The organism is Parabacteroides sp. KHUB-02 (genome assembly GCF_056640955.1).
Map to the genome: position 1 here is coordinate 3483393 of NZ_JBWQEV010000001.1, position 19284 is coordinate 3502676.

Sequence of the window (19284 nt, forward strand, 5' to 3'; positions counted from 1 at the left end):
TCTATAATTCAAATTCAATCTCATGCTTCAACGCATATTTCTTCCAGAAACGATTTCGATAATATAATATCCAACGAAGGCATTCCGCTTCATCAAAATGCCGGCTCTCGGCATAGGTCTCCGCCATTAAATGAAAAGCGGCTTCCCGTCCCCACAAGCGGGAGAAATTCGCGCATCCTCGTTTTAGCGAGACAGGCCCGAAGTGCATCCGGTTTATATCGATCAAGGAGAACTTAACCCCTTCCTCCGTACGATCGTACAATACATTTCCGGGAGAGAAATCGGCATGATAAACCTCCGCCTCATGCAACTTTGCCATATAAGTACCTAACGCACGGAAAATATCCTCGTTCTCCTCTACCGGACGCTGTCCGACTTTATACAATGTCTTATAGCTGGATTGCAGACTGATAAAATAACTATATTCCAAAAACCCTTTCTTCCTAAAAAGGATATAAGCGATCGGGGCAGGAGTCTCAAAACCCTTGGCGACTAAACGCAGAGCGTACTCATAGGCTCGCACGGCCTTAGGCTGACGGAAAAAACGATAAATAACACGGTTTATCAAGTGGGGGACTCTATATCGCTTGACATTCAGTTCCACACCATCTACCTCAAAAACCTTGATCTCATTCCTCGCCTTATAAATCGTTTTTCCCTCTTCTGAAAATATACGAGGTACACGCCTTACAAAATCCTCGAATCGCCCGTACGCCGGGTTAATGACCTCCTTCATCCGAAACCATTTCATTTAAAGAGGTTAATACCTTGTTTATGATTAGATCCGGATTGAGCTGTTTCATACACGCCCAATCCTTCCGCAGGCAGGGCTTTTGGCCGAATACGGAACAAGGACGACAAGGTAAGTCCAACTGGATACAATCTTCCGGATCCTGATGATATCCGTAAAATCCGGCATAGGGATGGGTAGCGCCCCAAACGGAAAGCACCCGTGTACCGACCAAGGAAGCGAAATGCATATTGGCGGAATCCATGCAAATCAACAGATCCAACCGGCTGATCAAGGCCAGTTCCTGATCCAAGGAATACTTGCCCGCCACGCTTTTTACCCGGGGATACTCAAAAGCCCATTGATCCAAGAGCGCCTCCTCGTAGCCACGACCACCGAACAGGAAGATGGTAAAATCCTCTCGATCGGAAAGCTCAGCCATGACCAGCTCCATCTCCCCGGTCGGATAAATCTTTCCCCGGTGCTTGGCGAAGGGGGCGATACCGATCCATTTGCCCGTCTTCGTTCCCACAAGGGGTTCCAAGGCGGATAAATCAGGGGTCGAGGTCTCATAAAGCGAGGTGAACGATTCCGTATAATGAAGTCCGGCGTTACGGAAAACATCCGCATAACGTTCGATCACCGGGCGAAGTTGTTTAAATCGTTTATGCTTCGCGTCGGTCAACCGGGCACGATCTTTCCGGGCCTTATCCACGACAAACACCCGTCTGCCGTTCAAGCGGAACAGCGTACGGATGATCATGGTCCGCAATACGTCATGCAAATCCAAAACCACGTCGAAATCATATTTTACCAAGGCAGAGGCAAAACGAAGCAATCCCGCCAACGTTTTCTCCGTGCTCTTCGTATTGATGCCGATCACGTTCACGTTCTTCGGGCGGTTGATAAAGACCGGGATCAAGAACGCTTGCGTCAACACGGTAAACGAGTCCGTAGGATTCGCCTTGGCGGCGGAATAGATAACGGGAACGGTCATCGCCACATCCCCAATAGCCGAAAGTCGTATTACTAATATATTTGCCATTATTTCTTACCGTACAACACAGGATTCAAGGCCGGGTCATTGTACATCTTCATTTGCTTGTAGACCTTCATATACTTCTTACCGTCACGGATATCGGATAGCAATTGATCCAAAGCCATCGACAAATCCTTCTTCTGCTCCATCAGCACCGCCAGTTTCTGCTCACAACGAGCCTTATGCTCGGCAGTAGCGTCCGGACGGTTTGCCTCCTCACGCATATGATAGATCTTTAGCGTAAGGATAGAGAGACGATCGATCGCCCAAGCCGGGCTTTCCGTATTGATCGTAGCGTCCGGCAAGACTTTCACGTTCTTGTATTTATCCAGAAAGAAACTATCGATCAACTCTACCAAATCCGTACGATCTTGATTCGACTTGTCGATGCGGCGTTTGATAGCCAGCGCTTCTACCGGGTCGATCTCCGGATTCCGGATAATGTCCTCCAAATGCCATTGTACGGCATCGATCCAGTTCTTAAGATAAAGATAAAACTCGATGCTCTTTACCGCATAGGGATTATGCACTGTAGCATCTACATTGTCAGTTACATGATAAGCCTCCGTAGCTTGCTCAAAAATGCGGAAACATTGTTCGCTGAAGTTCATATATGATTCATTTTCTTTCTGTGAATACTTTGTGGGACAAAGATAATGCTTACAGATCAGAAACCCAATTCTACCGGATAAATTCTATCCTCTTAGCATATATCCTTTCTTCGGCAAGGATACGATGCCGGTAGACGGATCGTTATGAAGCGCTTTACGGAGATAGGTGACCTGCACATTCAAGGCCAGGGAGTTGGCGTATGAGCTAGTTCCCCAGACGGTTTCCAGCAGAAGGTCACGATCCACCGCCAGATTCAGGTTTGTAGCCAGGATTCGCAGAAGATCCGCTTGGCGGGAAGTGATCAATACCTTGTTATTGCCCGTACGGATCTCGTTCGTGGTGTAGTTGAAGGTCGTGTTTCCGAAATGGAAGCTCTCCTCCTGCACGCTTTCATGGACACCGATCTCAAAACGGTCCTTGATACGGGCGATCAGCTCTTCCGGATAGAAGGGTTTCGCCAAGTAATCATTTCCGCGCAAGCTAAAACCTTTCAAACGGTCGTTCTTATCGGAACGGTCGGAAAGGAAAAAGATCAAGACATGGCGGTCTTGCTCACGGATCTTTTCCGCTACCTCGAAACCGTTTAGGCCGGGCATGTTGATATCCAGCAAGACCAGATCCGGTTTCACGACCGGGAATTGCTCCAAAGCCATGGTACCATTGCCGGTATAAGTCACCTCATACCCCTCCCGTTCCAAGAATCGCTTCAAGACGAGGGAATACTTAAAGTCATCGTCAGCGAAAAGTATTTTCAATGTCGATTTCATAAGGCTGTAGTCGGTAGATTTATAGTAATTCGAGTGCCTTCACCTAATTCACTTCGCAGGGATACAGAGCCATGATGCGCCTCTACTATTTGGCGAACGTAGCTCAATCCCAACCCAATACCCGGAATTTGCTTATCCGGCAGATGAGACGAACGGTAAAATTTATCGAACACCTTTCGCCGCTCATCCGGAGCGATACCGAAGCCATTATCCGAAACGGTCAATTCCACCCTTTGCTGATTCCAAAGCACTACGATATCGATATTCACTTCCTCTCCCGAATATTTGATAGCGTTCTCTATCAAGTTAGACAAGACATTCGCCACATGTACCAGATCAGCTGTCAGATCCGGCATATCCGGGGGAAAGGCCGTCGAGAAAGAGACTTTTTTCCCGGCAGGGATATTGGTTAGGCGTACCACCTTCTCCACCAACTCACGGAGATTAAAAGCGGAAGGTCTCAAGAGCGTCTCCCGCTCGTCCGCACAAACCATATCTTTCAATTTTCCCAGATAGGCGGAAAGATTATCCAACTCGAACATGGAGTCTTGAAGGACCCGTTCCGTCGTGGCCTCATCCATCCGCATCTCCCGGTCATTCAAGAAAGAGACGAATACCTTCAAGGTTTGTACCGGTCGCCTCAGCTCATGGATCATCGTATGTACGAATCCCTCACGCAACTCGTTCAAGCGCATTTGCTCCGAGATCGTACGGATCTGGAAACCCAAACAAGCCAGCAATAACAAGATAAGGAAAATACTTAGGAAAAGCTGCCATCCCATCCGGCCCAATAACGGATTCATGGGAAGATCCACATCCACCCACACCGCCTTTCGCTCGATCGGGGCGAACAAATAGCATATCGAGATAGAGGTTGAAAGCAGGTTTTTCGATAACGGCAACCATAAGGCCGACGACTGCCCGGACAAGGTATCGCCCGCTACGAACGGACGTACCCGATAATCCAGACCGGGCAGACCGGCAGACAAGATGGAGTCCAAACGCTCCGCGGAGAAAGGCACAAAGAACTCCACGACCGAACGATCTACCCCAACCAATAAGCTATCTTCCGGCATATTCGGGTCCAGATGAAGCCGAAAACTATGGATCTTTGTCGTATCCTTGGGATAAAGCTGGAAACCGAACGAGTTTTTCAACCCGTTTAACACGCTATCACCAGACTGGTATTTCGACTGGCGTTCTATGATATAAGTACCTTTCGTCATCTCCGCCTCTTCCTTCCGTATACGAAATTCCTCCTGCCCGGCATGAAATACCTCACCGGCGATCTCATCCGCATAAGTACACATCTCGTACCGGAACTGATTGAACAGCCAATAGCCTTGTACCCCGATCGCCGCCAAAGCCGCCGACAACGAGATTACCCATATCCATCGAATCCTCTTTCCCATGTCTCATTCCTTTCCGGCAAAGATAGATAGCTACTCCATGATTACAACGTACATGTAGCCATTTTTATAAGCGGAGTAATATTTCAGTAATAAAAATCTTCCTTACGGCAAACGTTCCTCTCTTACATTTGCGACAAATAACTTCTAAAACCAACAGATCATGAAACGAATCATAGCGACAATCGGCCTGCTTTGCGTAGGTCTGTCAGGGGCGGGACACGAGACGAACGCCCAAGTGACAATCAACATCTTCAACCTAAACGACGTACTAAGAGCCAAGCCCATCGACGAGACACGTTTCACGGTACAATACCAGACCACGTCCATGCCGGACACGCTCCAACCCGACAAGAAAGAGGAAGAGACCCTCATGCTGAAGGTCGGGGATAAATGCTCCGTTTACTATAGTTACGCCAAATTCCTCACCGATTCCGTACTAGAGGCCGACAAAGCCGCCGGAGCCTCGCAAGAAGTCATCAATGAACACCTGCAACAATATTCCTCCAAGACCAATGCACAGGTCTACAAGAACTATCCGGCGGGAAAGACCACGACCTTGGATGCCCTTGCCGCCAGTCGCTTTCGCTGCGAGGAAAAGGAGGAACGCTCGGAATGGACCTTACTGCCCGATACGATGACCATCCTGTCCTATCCTTGCCGGAAAGCGACCAGTCATTTCAAGGGCAGGCATTATGAGGCTTGGTACACGCCGGAGATACCGAGAAGCGAGGGTCCTTGGAAATTATGCGGATTACCGGGCCTGATCCTAAAAGCCCAAGACAGCCAAGGACATTACACTTTCATCTGCACGGGTATCGAACTGAGCCGGGGTAAGAACCCGATCCTTTTCGGGGGAAACGATTTCGAGCCGATCAACCGCAAGAACCTGCAAAAGGCTTACGAACGATATGCCGCCGATCCTATCGGATATATCGCCTTGACCTCGCCACAGGTAAAAGTGACCGTCACCGACGATAACGGAAAACCTTACCAACCCAAGAACATGCCGTATAACCCTATAGAAAGGGAAGAAAGATGAAACGGATCATACTACATATACACACTTTTTGTTTACTTACGCTACTCTGCCCGGCAGGATTGGCCACCCAATCCGTCATCCGAGGGATCGTGATCGACAAGGAAAGCCAACTGCCGGTAGAAGCGGCCACCGTGCAATTAACCAGAGGCAACGCCTCCCTTCCTATCAACTATACGTTAAGTAATAATGAAGGGACCTTTACCCTCACCCAACCGAAGCGGACGGACTCACTTCTCGTCTCCGTCTCGCTCTTAGGGTACCAAACCCAACAACAAGCCGTACATGCCGGACAAACGCTTCGTTTTGAGATGGAGCCGCAGGTATTCAGCCTAAAGGAGGTGGAAATCCGTCCGGGACGTGTCTGGGGGCGGCAAGATACGATCAATTATGATGTCACCCGCTTTCTCTCCCCAAAGGATCAATCCATCAAGGACGTATTACGGAAACTTCCAGGTATCGATATCGATGATCTGGGGAAGATCTCTTACAACGGGAAAGAGATCCGTAATTTCTATGTGGAGGGACTGGATCTCACCAACGGGAAATACAAGCAAATCAGCGAGAACCTGCGAGCCGACGCCGTGCAGAACGTACAAGTGATGGAGAACCACCAACCGATCCGTGTGTTACAGAGAAAGATCAAGACCGAAGACGTAGCGTTGAACCTCAAGCTGAGACCGGAATTCCGGGATCGCTGGCTGATCAATGCCGAAGGCGGTCTCGGCGCATCCCCGTTCTTATGGAAAGGAGCCGCTGACGCCTTGCAGATCAGCCGCAGCAGCCAATCCGCTTATCTATATAAAGGGAATAATACCGGGCAGGATGTATCGGGCGAGCAAAATACGCTTACCGAATCACCCGAATCCCGTTTATCCGAGCCCAAGGTTCCCCAATTTCTGCTACAGCCCTCATTCTCCGCCCCGCTAAAGAAAGAGCGCTGGCTGTTCAACCATATACACAGCCTATCCGCAAATCGCCTATATAAACTGAACGAGAACACCCAACTCCGTATAAACGCCGGTTATATCCACGACCGGCAAACACAGGAAAGGGGGAGTGAGACGACTTATTACCAATCCGAGGATACGATTCATCTAACGGAGCAAAGCGATAGCCGCATTCGCTCGGATCAAGCCAACCTAAATATCGGAGTGGAAAACAACTCGCAGGAAAGGTATCTCAAGAACCAGTTCTCAGCCACCGGAGATTGGCAATCCAGCCTTTCCCATATAACCGGAAATATGGCTTCCACCGATCGTACAGCATTGAACCAACGCATCAAAACCCCGAACCTCGACTTGCGTAATAATTTACGGAGCCTGTGGAGCTTGGACAAATACACGTTGGAAGTCCAGTCTTTGCTCCGTTACCACAGCAACGCGGCCGATCTTCGCTTGGATAACCACCCTTATCCGATGAACTTACGCGACTTTTATACCGATAATTCCTTCTCATTCCTGAAAAAGAGCGGTTCCCTCACCCAGCGATATACGGTGGGCATAAACGGGGAGATCAGCAATATCGAGAAAAGCCTGCAAACTTATCTCTCACCCGATTACCAATGGAATACCTATAAATGGACCCTATCCCTCAGCGCCCCTCTCAGATGGACCGGATATACAGGGGTCGGTTTCTCCCGCATCTCGGTTAATCCGTCCCTGTCCATTATCTACAAACTGAATTACGCATGGCGTTTCACGGTACACGCCTCCTATAAGGAAAGATACGGAGAGATGACCGACTTATACGACCGGCCTTATCAAACGGATTACCGGAATAGCGTCTGGAATTGCGGAATCCTCCCGGTTTACAGACAACAGCTTTATTCCGTTTATGGGGAGTACAAGAATACGGCACGGGAATTCTTCGCCACGGTAAACCTGACACACAACCGGGAGTGGTACAATCGTATATATGAGCAACGTATAGAGAACGGACAGGTACAACGAGTCTCCTTACCACTGTCCAACCACGGTTCCGGATATACCGTCAAAAGCACGCTATCCAAAGGCTTTTACGATCTAGGGCTAAAGACCTCACTCATGGCGCTCCTCAATATCAGCAAGGCCGAGCAAATCAGCGGGGGACAAAGGCTTCCCTATCAATATCGTCTCATGCGCCTAGAACCCAAAGTGATCTGGACTCCCAACCGCCATTGGGAGACCAGTTACCAAACCGATATCCGGTACGGAGGAAGTAAAATAGGAGAACGTACCCGTTTGGCGCCCTTATGGAACGTCACCCAACAAGTACAGCTCTCCTACATTTTCTCACCCATAGAGGCAAGCCTTTCCGTAGATCATTATCACAATGACGTGAATGAAGACCAATCCGTCAACGCCGTTTTCGCGGACTTCTCGGTCTTATGGAAATCCCGGCGTTGGCAAATCACCGCCACGGCGACAAACCTGTTCGACAAACGTACCTACGGATACACACGATACGCATCGTTGGAAAGCTATACCTCATGGGTACGTATCCGTCTCCGGGAGTTTCTGGTAGCGATCCGCTACCGTTTATAATTATTAGGTCGTTTAGGGGATACTATTGTGAAAAATCAACTAATTTTGCGTCTTGATAAATAAGCGGCTTTATGAATAATGATAAGATCGTCACACCCAGCTTTTGCTATATACTAGCGGCGAATTTCCTGCTTTTTTTCGCTTTCTATCTAATCCTGCCGATCTTGCCTTTTTATCTGAAGGAAGAATTCATGATCGGGAAGTCTATGATCGGGTTTATCTTGTCGTGCTATACGCTAGCGGCGCTCTGTATCCGTCCGTTCGCCGGATATTTGCTGGATACTTTCGCCCGCCGTCCCTTATATCTGGTGGCTTATTTCATTTTCACCGCCATATTTGGCGGATACATGGTAGCCACGGCGCTTACCCTCTTTATCGCCTTACGCATCGTACACGGTTTCGCCTTCGGCATGGTGACGGTGGCCGGAAATACGATACTGATCGATATCTTGCCCTCCTCCCGCCGTGGGGAAGGTATTGGCTATTACGGCCTAGCCAATAACATCGCCATGAGTTTTGGGCCGATGATCGGTCTGTTCATGCAAGGGAACTTCACATACGACGTGATCTTTTCCTGCTCGTTGCTATCCGGAAGCCTTGGTTTTATCATGGCCTATATGGTCAAGACTCCTTATAAGCAACCGGTCAAACGAGAACCGATCTCCCTAGACCGCTTTTTCTTGGTGAAGGGAACTTGGGCGGGTATCTCCCTATTATTACTCTCCATTCCTTATGGTATGACTACCACTTATGTAGCGATGTACGCCGCTGAGATCGGGATCAGCGTAAACTCCGGACTTTATTTCACCTTTATGGCCCTGGGACTAGCCGTCTCCCGCCTGTTCTCCGGACGGCAAGTGGATAAAGGACGGATCACGCTTGTTATCTCCCTCGGGATGTATTTGGCGGCGGCCACATTCTTTCTTCTCGCGGCACTCAAGGAGTTGATGCATTGGAATCCGGTATTTTCCTCTTATCTCTACATAGGTATAGCCCTCTCGCAAGGCGTGGCGTTCGGAACCATGTTCCCTGCTTTCAACACGCTTTTCGTGAATCTGGCACCCAATAACCAGCGGGGTACAGCCACTTCTACATATCTAACTAGTTGGGATGTAGGTATCGGTATCGGGTTGATGGCCGGGGGCAGCATCGCACAAGAGCTGGGTGGCTTCAACTACGCCTACTTGTCTGGCGCTTGCCTTACGGTATTGTCTACGTTTTTCTTCCTGTTCAAGGCAGGGCCTCATTTCAATCGGCACAAGCTAAGATAAGTACTGCACGGCTCTTCCATTAATCTATCCGTTTTAGTTAAGCCGAGAAGCTTTAATTCCATACAATAAGCCTACTCATGAGCTGCGCACGTAAGAAACTAAGAATCAGCGCAAAAAAACACGAGAATCTTTCCGTCAAAACACGTACATGTTTTTTCAAAAAGTCGTACGTGTTTTGGATGAAACTCGTACGTGTTTTCCCGAATCTTTCGGCTGAGAACAAAAGCACATATAGAAATCGACAAGAAGCCATCATCACTTGTATATCCCCTGTTTTTTACTTAATATCGCGTAACGATAATCAAGCTGATAAGATGAAAATAATAGCAGATAACACGGTTCCTTACCTAAAAGGGATCTTGGAGCCGATAGCGGACGTATCCTACCTTGACTCCAAAGAGTTTACGCCCACGAACATAAAAGACGCGGATGCCTTGATCGTACGTAGCATAGATAAATGTACACGCGAGCTATTGGAAGGTAGCCGGGTTCGCCTCATCACGACAGCCACGATCGGGTACGACCATATCGATATCCATTATTGCGAGAAGGCAGGGATCACGTGGAAGAACGCCCCGGGTTGCAACGCCGCTTCCGTGGGGCAATATGTATTATCCTCTTTGGTAGCCGTCGCCCTCCACAAAGGAGAGAGACTAGCAGGGAAGACTATCGGTATCGTTGGCGTAGGCCATGTAGGGAGTATCGTGGAGATGCTATGCGAGGCCATGGGGATGCGTGTGCTTCGCAATGACCCGCCCCGTGCCGAGCAGGAAGGTGAGGATGGATTCGTATCCTTGGACACGATCGCGAAAGAGGCGGATATCATAACCTTGCATGTGCCGTTGACCAAAGAGGGACGTTTCGCCACCCGCCATCTCGCCGATCATGCTTTTTTCGACAGATTGGAACGAAAACCATGGTTTATCAACAGTTGCCGGGGTGCCGTACATGATACGCAGGCCTTATTGCAGGCCAAACGAACCGGCAAGGTCAGCGAACTGATCATCGATTGCTGGGAGAACGAACCGGATATCGACCGGAAATTACTGTCGGAAGCCACGATCGCCACTCCTCATATAGCCGGTTTCTCCGCCGACGGGAAGGCGAACGGGACACGAATGTGCCTAGAGAATATAGGATGCTTTTTCGGTATCCGTATCGAAAAGATCAAGGAAGTCATTCCGCCTGCCCCAACCAACCCGTTCATCGACTTGGGACAATTCAAGGAGCACCGGGTGGAAGAAGCCATCTTGAGAAGTTTCAACCCAGAAGTAATCGACCAAGCACTAAGAGGGAATCCTCATCATTTCGAGCGATTTAGGGCAACGTATGATCATCCCCGTGAGTTCCATGCTTACCAAGCGATCAAAGCTGACCCGGAAGAATTCGCCGTACTCCAGAAACTAGGTTTTCAAGTAGGCTAATGACAAAAAAGCCTTACAGTAAACTTTCGATCACATGAGGATAATGCGCATACTCCAGGGCATGCACTTTCGAGGCTACCTCCTCCGGCGTATCCGAAGGTAATACCGGACAAGAAGCCTGGAAGATGATAGCGCCCTCATCATAATGCTCATTAATATAATGTATAGTAATACCCGACTCCCGCTCACCAGCCTTCACGACCGCCTCATGCACATGCATGCCATACATCCCCTTGCCGCCATATTTAGGGAGTAATGCGGGATGGATGTTCACGATCTTACCGGGAAAAGCCTGAAGAATCACGTCTGAGATCTTATTCATAAAACCGGCCAACACGATAAGGCAGACATCATATTCCGCCAACTTTTCCAAGATCGGCACACCGGCAATAAATTCCTCCCGTGAAAACACGAAAGAAGGTACGCCCAACTTATTTACCCGCCCATGCACGCCAACATTACGATTATTTGATAAAACAACCGCAACATTAACGTTTTCACTGTTAGCAAAATATCGGGCGATGTTCTCGGCATTCGTACCAGATCCGGAAGCAAAAATCGCTATGTTTTTCATATTTTTAGATGTTTAAATGCACAAGAAAAGAAAAAATGTGCAGTTTTCCGCATTTTTAGCTTATTAAATTTGCTTTGTAACATAAAAAATTCTTTTCTTTGCACTGCAAATTTAAAAAGTATATTCGTATTTATTAATCTAAATTGAAAAAGTTATGTCTGAAGTTGCTGAAAGAGTAAAAGCTATCATCGTTGACAAGTTAAGTGTTGAAGAAACAGAAGTTACAAACGAAGCAAGCTTTACTAACGATTTAGGAGCAGACTCTCTTGACACTGTAGAATTGATTATGGAGTTCGAAAAAGAATTCGGTATCTCAATTCCTGACGATCAAGCAGAAAAGATTACAACTGTAGGTGACGCTATCGCTTACATCGAGGCTAACGCGAAGTAATCAATCCTTTTAACTAAAGGTATGGAATTAAAAAGAGTTGTAGTAACAGGTCTTGGAGCTATTACTCCTCTTGGTAATACCCTCCCCGAAACATGGGAAGGTATTATCAATGGAAAAAGTGGCGCTGGACCTATTACTCAGTTTGATGCATCCAAATTCAAGACACAATTTGCATGCGAAGTTAAAGGCTTCGATCCGTTGAAAGTTATGGATCGTAAGGAAGCCCGCAAGTGTGATCGTTATAGCTTATTCGCAATCGACGCGGCGAAACAAGCGATCGAGGACGCGGCAATGGACTTGGATAACGAAGATAAGAACCGTATCGGCGTTATTTTCGCTTCAGGTATCGGTGGTATCAAGACATTCGACGAGGAAGTATTGAGTTATGCGAAGATCAAGGATACGATCGGTCCGAAGTTTAACCCGTTCTTCATCCCGAAAATGATCTCGGATATCGCGGCTGGACATATTTCCATGCTTTATGGATTCCACGGCCCGAACTTTGCGACCGTCTCAGCTTGTGCATCTTCTACAAACGCTATCAGTGACGCATTCAATTATATCCGTTTAGGCAAGGCTAACGTCATCATCACCGGTGGAGCGGAAGCTGCTGTTTCTGAATCGGGTGTAGGTGGATTCAACTCCATGAATGCGTTATCGACACGTAATGATTCTCCCGAGACCGCATCTCGCCCGTTCAGCGCTAGCCGTGACGGATTCGTGATGGGTGAAGGTGGAGCTTGCTTGGTATTGGAAGAAATGGAGCACGCATTGGCTCGTGGCGCTAAAATATATTGCGAGATCGCTGGAACCGGAATGTCTGCCGATGCTTATCACTTGACCGCTTCTCATCCGGATGGTTTAGGAGCGAAGCTGGTTATGCGCAACGCATTGGAAGACGCGGGAATGACTCCGGAAGATATTGATTACATCAATGTTCATGGAACATCGACTCCCGTAGGCGATATCTCAGAGGTTAAGGCGATCAAAGATGTGTTCGGAGAACATGCTTATCAACTGAATATCAGTTCTACAAAGTCAATGACCGGTCACTTGCTTGGTGCTGCCGGAGCGGTAGAGGCGATCCTGTGTATTATGGCTATAAACGATGGTATTATCCCGCCGACCATTAACCATGCGGAAGGCGACGATGATCCTGAAATAGATTATAAACTGAATTTCACATTCAATAAGGCTCAAAAGAGAGAAGTGAAAGCCGCTTTATCGAATACGTTTGGTTTCGGTGGACACAACGCTTGCGCCATTGTTAAAAAATTCGTGAAATAACGTGTTTAGAAAGCTATACAAACAGCTACATAAAAGAATAAGGCTCCTGCATAATAAAGGTAGGGAGCCTTATTTGTCTTTATCAAAGATTCTAGGTTTTTATCCGGATAATCTCCAGATTTACGAGCAGGCCTTGTTGCATAAATCATCATCGGTAGAGACGGATGATGGTAAATGGCTTAACAATGAGCGTCTTGAATTTTTAGGAGATGGCATTTTGGATGCGGCGGTCGCCGATATTGTCTATAAGCGCTACCCGAATAAGCGGGAAGGCTTTTTGACAAACACACGCTCCAAGATCGTACAACGGGAAACGATGAATAAGGTCGCCGTACAACTCGGCCTCGATCAAATGGTAGTCTATTCAACCAAGATAAACTCTCATAACAATCATATGTATGGTAATGCGCTCGAGGCTTTGATCGGCGCTATTTATCTGGATCAAGGTTATGACGTTTGTTATAAGTTTATCCGTGACGTGATGATAGAAAAGTATATCGATGTAGATACGCTCGTCCGGAAAGAGATAAATTTCAAGTCAAACTTGATTGAATGGAGCCAAAAGAACAAAATATCGATCTCGTTCGATCTAATAGAGTCTTTTACGGATCATGATGGGAATCCTGTATTCCAAAGCGCGATTAAATTGCTCGGCGAGCAAATTGGCATAGGTATCGGTTACTCCAAAAAAGAATCCCAGCAAGCGGCTTCTAAAATGGCGTTCAAAAGATTGCGGACAGACAAAGAACTCCAGCAACGTATCTCTGCCACAAAGAAAAAGAAGACGGGTGAACTAACCGATGAAAAAGAGTTTTCTGACCTCCCAGAGGAAGAAACTGTATGATAAATAGCAGAACTTGGGTATATCGTTTGATATACCCAAGTTCTTAGTTATATAAGAATAAGCTCATATAAAGTTGTATGTATGAAAAACCAGTACAGTAAACTTCTCCGAATATTAATAACCGGCATATTATATATCGGTTATTTCTCGATTTCAAGTTCGTTGGCGCAGATCAGCGAAGGAGGACTCCCCCCCAGCTTTCAATTCGCAGGTTCACTTCGAAGTGAAAAGCTAGCAGAACAAGTTCCAGTGAATTTCAGTGTGGAAGACCTCAAGGCGGTCGATGCGTGGAGGGTCAGCCAAGGCGCTCCGTTGCGTGTAGCCAAGTCGATTCCAACCAGCTTCGACATCGCCAATAGCGGCGATTGGATTTCACTACCTGACGGTAGCCAAGTATGGCAACTTCACCTTCAAGCGAAAGGAGCGATCGCCTTGATCCTGTATTACTCCGATTTTTATATACCCAAAGGTGCCCGGTTATACCTGTATAACGCAGCGAAAACCCAAGTATTGGGTGCCTATACGCATCGTACGCATCCTAAAAACGGACCGTTCGCAACCCAAGCCGTAGCAGGCGATGAAGTGATCCTCGAATATGTACCTGCACCATCCGGCGAGACACCTCGACTACGCATCCGGGAGGTCGGTTACGGGTATAATCATCTTGAAGCGATCATGCCAGAAGTACAGGAAGCGCCGGGAGCCGGCTATTCAGAAGCTTGCGAAGTGAATATCAATTGCGAGGAGGGAGCCGATTGGCAGGAGCAAAAGAAGGGGGTGATACAAATGATTCAATACATCCGTAATAAAGAGGGAGAAGGAGGAAGCTATATTTGTACGGCTTCTCTGGTAAATAATACGGCCCGTGACAAAAAGCCTTATGTATTATCCGCCTTCCATTGTTCGCAAGATATACTGGGCGAACAGACGGTTACTCCCGAGGAATTAGCGGTCTGGTTGTTTTATTTCCACCAAGAACATGTGGGCTGCGATAATGAGTCACCCATTTATCCGATAAAAACCATGGTAGGATGTACACGGAAAGCCTCCACCCCTGTCGAAAACGGTTCCGACGGACTGTTGCTGTTGCTTAACGACGAGATCCCCGACGATTATAATGTATTCTTTAACGGATGGGATCGTTCAAATATGCTTTCACTCTCGGGCGTAGGCATCCATCATCCTTCCGGCGATTATATGAAAATCTCCACCTATGGAAATTATCCGACAGAATCGATTACATGGCGTAATAGTGATGTTGGGAAAACCGGGGCCACGAACGCTCATTGGAACGCGACTTTCGATGCCACGCTAAACGGACACGGGGTGACCGAGGGAGGATCTTCCGGCTCGCCTTTATTTAATAGCAAAGGCTTGATTATAGGTACGCTGAGCGGTGGAAGCTCCAGTTGCGAACTGCCCGAAGGATTGAATTTATACGGTAAATTGTATTATCACTGGAATAAATACAGTGATAATGATACAGCCCGGATGGATGTCTGGCTAGATCCACTCGGAACGGGCGTCACCTCGTTGCAGGGAATGACGCAGGATGGGAAAACGCTCGGAAACGAGTATGAAGGTCCGACTGATTTGAAATACAAACAGATCTCCACGGATGAGATTCAACTGACATGGAATGCCCCAGTCCTCGAAAAAATAGCTGGTTGGGGATCACAAGATCGTTATCAACAGTTCGGTCTCGGAGGAGATCCATTCTATTTCGCTCAGAAATGGGATACGAAAGATCTACAACCGGTGCATAAAAAAACGATCCGGAAGGTTAATTTCTATCCGCAGGAAGGAGTCACTTATGGAGTCTATATCAAACAGGGAAACCGGGAGTATGAAGAGAGTTTCACTCAACTGAAATCAGGTAAAATAAATTCGGTCACACTTAAAACACCATTCGTAATCGACGCGAAGCTGGATTTACTGGTAGCCATTCATGTGATAAGCTATGCCAATAACACATACCCGGCATGCTCCGATGAAGGCCCCGCAGTCGACGGAAAAGGGAATTTATACTCTTTGGACGGAAAAAAATGGGAAACATTCTCAGATGATGAGCTAGATGCCAATGTTGTGTTATCGATCGTAATAAGCGCGGAAGAAGGTGAGCTCCCCTCAAGTTCCGTATTCTCCACGAGCACTTTCTCGGAGAAACCGCAACCCATGAGAACGGGCCGATTATCATTCCGGAAACTGGCTATCGCCTCTGATGCGCAAGAAGCAGAGTTGATCACGGCTTTTCCGGAGCTGACCGGTTATAAGGTATATCAAGATACCCGAGAACTGACGACATTACCTGTTTCTCAACGGAATTATACGGTGAAAAATCTGACAACAAGTACCCCTCTGCTCCAAGTAACGGCACTTTATGGTACCGATGAGAGCGCCCCGGTTACGGTAATTCCGGAAACGAGCGTAGGTAACGAACTGAAGCCAACAGGCGAAGAAGTAGATATTCAACCACGTATCTTCTCGAATGAAGTACAGATCCAGAATTATCAACAACTGAAATCGCTTGAGATCTACAGGGCCGATGGAAAGTTGATACGTAGCGTCCCGCAACCGGGAAGCAGTCTCAGCACGGGTGATTTTGCCACTGGAATGTATATCTTCCGCTTGACTACCGAAAAGGGAAGCCAAACCGTTCAAGGTATTAAGAAATAAACGGCCGCCTACTAGTATAAAGTAAAAAAGGTTGTGTGTCAGAGAACGCACAACCTTTTTTATTTTATTTCCCGAATGTTACCCCCATCCGTTTTCCTTGTACGATCAAATCATGATCCGGTGTCACTAATTTTAGTTTTCCCGCTACTTCTAACAAGGGAATGGATTCTACCCTATCTCCTTTCATACAAACCATACGTCCGAATTCACCATTAGCGATCAGTTCCGTGGCATGGCCTCCCAAGCGAGTCGCAAGGTTACGGTCGAACGGAGAGGGGTTTCCACCCCGTTGGGTGTATCCCAATACGGTATCCCGGGTCTCGATACCCGTTCCCGCCTCGATAGCCCGGGTAATATAATCAGAAGGACGCTTTTTATCCGGAGTCTCGATACCCTCGGCTACTACAACGATGGAATAAGGTTTGCCCCTGCGAGCCCGATCCAAGATCGCCTCGTTCACCTTATCGATATCGTATCCCAATTCCGGAAGTAAGATCACGTCGGCACCTCCAGCCATCCCGGCATACAAGGCGATCCATCCGGCATGATGGCCCATCACCTCCACGACCATCACCCGCTTATGTGAACTAGCCGTAGAATGAAGACGGTCTATAGATTCCGTGGCGATATTCACGGCGGTATTAAAACCGAACGTAATATCCGTACCCCATATGTCATTATCGATTGTCTTGGGAACGCCTATCACGTTCAATCCGATCTGAGATAACAGATTGGCCGTCTTCTGCGTACCGTTTCCTCCGATACAAACCAAGCAGTCCAGCCCCAGCTCCTCATAATTTTTCTTAATGATCTCCGGCTTTTCCGAATCTCCCGAGGCCAAGAGCTTACGGAAAGGCTTCTCTCTGGACGTTCCTAAAATGGTTCCCCCTAAATTTAATATGCCGGATAAGCTCCGTTCATCGAAAACTTGGACGTCTTTATTCAAAAGACCTATAAAACCGCTATGAATACCTATCACTTCCATGCCGTAATGCATGATAGCGGTCTTGCCAACACCACGGATCGTAGCGTTGATACCGGGGCAATCGCCACCCGATGAGAGAATCCCTATTTTCATCGTAACGTTAATTTAGTACCTAGCAAAGATATAAATAAAAAGAGAATGCCTACATTTGCACTCGAACAAATAAAAAGAGCATGGATATTTTAACACAGACGATTTCGCTCCTTTTCCGCCATCGACAAACGGAGATCGGACGATTTGGGCAGGATATAGACCATATCCAGCGCAAACAGCTGCATGCTCTGCTTTCGACGGCACGCAAGACGGAATGGGGACTCAAATATGATTATAAAAGCATTCGCTCTTATTCTGACTTCTGCCAACGTCTTCCCTTACAGACTTATGACGAGATAAAGCCGTATGTCACCCGAATGATAAACGGAGAAAGGAATATTCTCTGGCCTTCGGTGGTGCGGTGGTACGCTAAGAGTAGCGGGACCACGAACGACAAAAGTAAATTCCTGCCCGTCACCCCCGAGATATTAAAGGGTTGCCACTATAAAGGAGGCTTCGATTGCGTGGCCATTTATCTGCGGAACAACCCGGAAAGCCGTTTCTTCTCCAAGAAAGGCTTGATATTAGGCGGCAGCCATAGCCCTTCCCCGCTAAACTCCGAGGCTCATCAAGGCGACTTATCCGCCGTATTACTTCAAAATCTCAATCCGCTCGTCAATTTAATACGCGTCCCCAAGAAACCCATTATCCTAATGGATGAATGGGAAAGCAAGATCAAGGCGATCGTGGAGAACACTTGGAATAAGGATGTAAACAGCCTATCCGGTGTTCCTTCTTGGATGTTGGTCTTGATCAAGGCCGTATTGAAAAAAACGGGTAGGGAATATCTTACGGACGTATGGCCTAATCTGGAGGTCTTCTTCCATGGGGGAATCAGTTTCGAGCCTTACCGGGAGCAATATAAAACCTTGATTCCATCGAATAAGATGCATTATATGGAGACCTATAACGCATCCGAGGGCTTCTTCGGGCTGCAAGACGATCCGACAGACCCCAGTTTGCTTATGATGCCGGATTACGGTATTTTCTATGAGTTCATCCCGATGAACGAGGTGGGTAGCGCCCATCCGACCGTGTTACCGCTGGAATCGGTAGAGACCGGGAAAAACTATGCGATGGTGATCACGACCTCGGGAGGATTATGGCGCTATCAGATCGGGGATACGGTACGTTTCACCTCGTTATTCCCTCATAAATTCGTTATCTCCGGACGTACCAAGCACTTTATCAACGCCTTCGGCGAGGAGCTAATGGTGGATAACGCCGATAAGGCGATCGCCATGACTTGCCTACGAACCGGGGCGAAAGTAAAAGAATATACCGCCGCCCCACTTTTTATGCTGGATAAGGCGAAAGGACGGCACCAATGGTTTATCGAGTTTGACAAGAAACCGGAATCTCTCGATGAATTCGCCACTTTATTAGATCAGAACTTACAAAAGCTGAACTCGGACTATGAGGCGAAGCGGTATAAAGAGATCTCCCTTCAACCGCTGGAAATCGTTATCGCCCACGACGGTGCTTTCTATGAATGGCTCAAGCAGAAAGGCAAATTAGGCGGGCAGCACAAGATCCCACGCCTCAGCAACGACCGCACGCATATAGAGGAGCTTTTGCGCATTAACCAGTCTCTATAAGCCGGTATGCTCTTTATTCA

16 protein-coding genes are annotated in these 19284 nt (G+C 47.6%); 9 read left to right on the top strand and 7 right to left on the bottom strand.

Annotation, left to right across the window (positions count from 1 at the left end; translation table 11 throughout):
* Position 1: 1 nt before the first annotated feature.
* From ACYIA1_RS15130 to ACYIA1_RS15150, 5 genes are all read right to left on the bottom strand, one after another.
* Positions 2 to 736, bottom strand: coding sequence for a lipopolysaccharide kinase InaA family protein (locus ACYIA1_RS15130; protein WP_288655546.1), 735 nt, complete (start codon positions 734 to 736; stop codon positions 2 to 4).
* The gene (locus tag ACYIA1_RS15135) at positions 720 to 1775 is read right to left on the bottom strand and encodes a glycosyltransferase family 9 protein (protein ID WP_005860710.1); all 1056 of its coding nucleotides are present in this window, start codon (positions 1773 to 1775) and stop codon (positions 720 to 722) included. The genes ACYIA1_RS15130 and ACYIA1_RS15135 overlap by 17 nt, the downstream gene beginning before the upstream one ends.
* Positions 1775 to 2380: a DUF4254 domain-containing protein gene (locus ACYIA1_RS15140; RefSeq protein ID WP_005860709.1), complete on the bottom strand. Its 606-nt coding sequence runs from the start codon at positions 2378 to 2380 to the stop codon at positions 1775 to 1777. The genes ACYIA1_RS15135 and ACYIA1_RS15140 overlap by 1 nt, the downstream gene beginning before the upstream one ends.
* 84 nt (positions 2381 to 2464) lie before the next feature.
* Positions 2465 to 3148, bottom strand: coding sequence for a response regulator transcription factor (locus ACYIA1_RS15145; protein ID WP_196007358.1), 684 nt, complete (start codon positions 3146 to 3148; stop codon positions 2465 to 2467).
* Positions 3145 to 4560 carry a sensor histidine kinase gene (locus ACYIA1_RS15150; protein WP_480335727.1) on the bottom strand — a complete coding sequence of 472 codons (1416 nt, stop codon included), beginning with the start codon at positions 4558 to 4560 and terminating at the stop codon, positions 3145 to 3147. Before ACYIA1_RS15150 ends, ACYIA1_RS15145 begins: the two co-directional genes overlap by 4 nt.
* A 160-nt stretch (positions 4561 to 4720) precedes the next feature.
* Here ACYIA1_RS15150 and ACYIA1_RS15155 point away from each other — a divergent pair, with 160 nt between their 5' ends.
* The 4 genes from ACYIA1_RS15155 (at position 4721) to pdxB (ending at position 10816) form a co-directional block, all read left to right on the top strand.
* A complete protein-coding gene (locus ACYIA1_RS15155; protein ID WP_480335729.1) occupies positions 4721 to 5599 on the top strand; it encodes a GLPGLI family protein in 879 nt (292 codons plus the stop codon).
* Complete coding sequence (locus ACYIA1_RS15160; protein WP_480335731.1) at positions 5596 to 8121, top strand: carboxypeptidase-like regulatory domain-containing protein; 2526 nt, start codon at positions 5596 to 5598, stop codon at positions 8119 to 8121. The genes ACYIA1_RS15155 and ACYIA1_RS15160 overlap by 4 nt, the downstream gene beginning before the upstream one ends.
* A gap of 71 nt (positions 8122 to 8192) precedes the next feature.
* Positions 8193 to 9392, top strand: coding sequence for an MFS transporter (locus ACYIA1_RS15165; protein WP_259012309.1), 1200 nt, complete (start codon positions 8193 to 8195; stop codon positions 9390 to 9392).
* A 314-nt stretch (positions 9393 to 9706) separates the two neighbouring features.
* Complete coding sequence (pdxB, locus tag ACYIA1_RS15170) at positions 9707 to 10816, top strand: 4-phosphoerythronate dehydrogenase PdxB (RefSeq protein WP_480335733.1); 1110 nt, start codon at positions 9707 to 9709, stop codon at positions 10814 to 10816.
* 13 nt (positions 10817 to 10829) lie between these two features.
* Here the strand turns inward: pdxB and purN are convergent, their stop codons facing one another.
* Complete coding sequence (purN, locus tag ACYIA1_RS15175; protein WP_005860699.1) at positions 10830 to 11390, bottom strand: phosphoribosylglycinamide formyltransferase; 561 nt, start codon at positions 11388 to 11390, stop codon at positions 10830 to 10832.
* A 154-nt stretch (positions 11391 to 11544) separates the two neighbouring features.
* Between purN and ACYIA1_RS15180 the strand changes: the two genes are divergently transcribed.
* From ACYIA1_RS15180 to ACYIA1_RS15195, 4 genes are all read left to right on the top strand, one after another.
* A complete protein-coding gene (locus tag ACYIA1_RS15180) occupies positions 11545 to 11781 on the top strand; it encodes an acyl carrier protein (protein WP_005639879.1) in 237 nt (78 codons plus the stop codon).
* A 21-nt stretch (positions 11782 to 11802) separates the two neighbouring features.
* Positions 11803 to 13068 (top strand): beta-ketoacyl-ACP synthase II, encoded by a 1266-nt coding sequence (gene fabF / locus ACYIA1_RS15185; protein ID WP_005860697.1) that lies wholly within the window; start codon positions 11803 to 11805, stop codon positions 13066 to 13068.
* Position 13069: 1 nt separating this feature from the next.
* Positions 13070 to 13912 (top strand): ribonuclease III, encoded by an 843-nt coding sequence (gene rnc / locus ACYIA1_RS15190; RefSeq protein WP_480335736.1) that lies wholly within the window; start codon positions 13070 to 13072, stop codon positions 13910 to 13912.
* Positions 13913 to 13993: 81 nt separating this feature from the next.
* A complete protein-coding gene (locus tag ACYIA1_RS15195) occupies positions 13994 to 16588 on the top strand; it encodes a T9SS type A sorting domain-containing protein (protein ID WP_480335738.1) in 2595 nt (864 codons plus the stop codon).
* 64 nt (positions 16589 to 16652) lie between these two features.
* Here ACYIA1_RS15195 and ACYIA1_RS15200 read toward each other — a convergent pair whose 3' ends face one another.
* Complete coding sequence (locus ACYIA1_RS15200) at positions 16653 to 17666, bottom strand: ATP-dependent 6-phosphofructokinase (protein WP_005864022.1); 1014 nt, start codon at positions 17664 to 17666, stop codon at positions 16653 to 16655.
* Positions 17667 to 17746: 80 nt separating this feature from the next.
* Between ACYIA1_RS15200 and ACYIA1_RS15205 the strand changes: the two genes are divergently transcribed.
* Positions 17747 to 19264, top strand: coding sequence for a GH3 auxin-responsive promoter family protein (locus tag ACYIA1_RS15205; RefSeq protein WP_005864020.1), 1518 nt, complete (start codon positions 17747 to 17749; stop codon positions 19262 to 19264).
* Positions 19265 to 19284 lie beyond the last annotated feature (20 nt).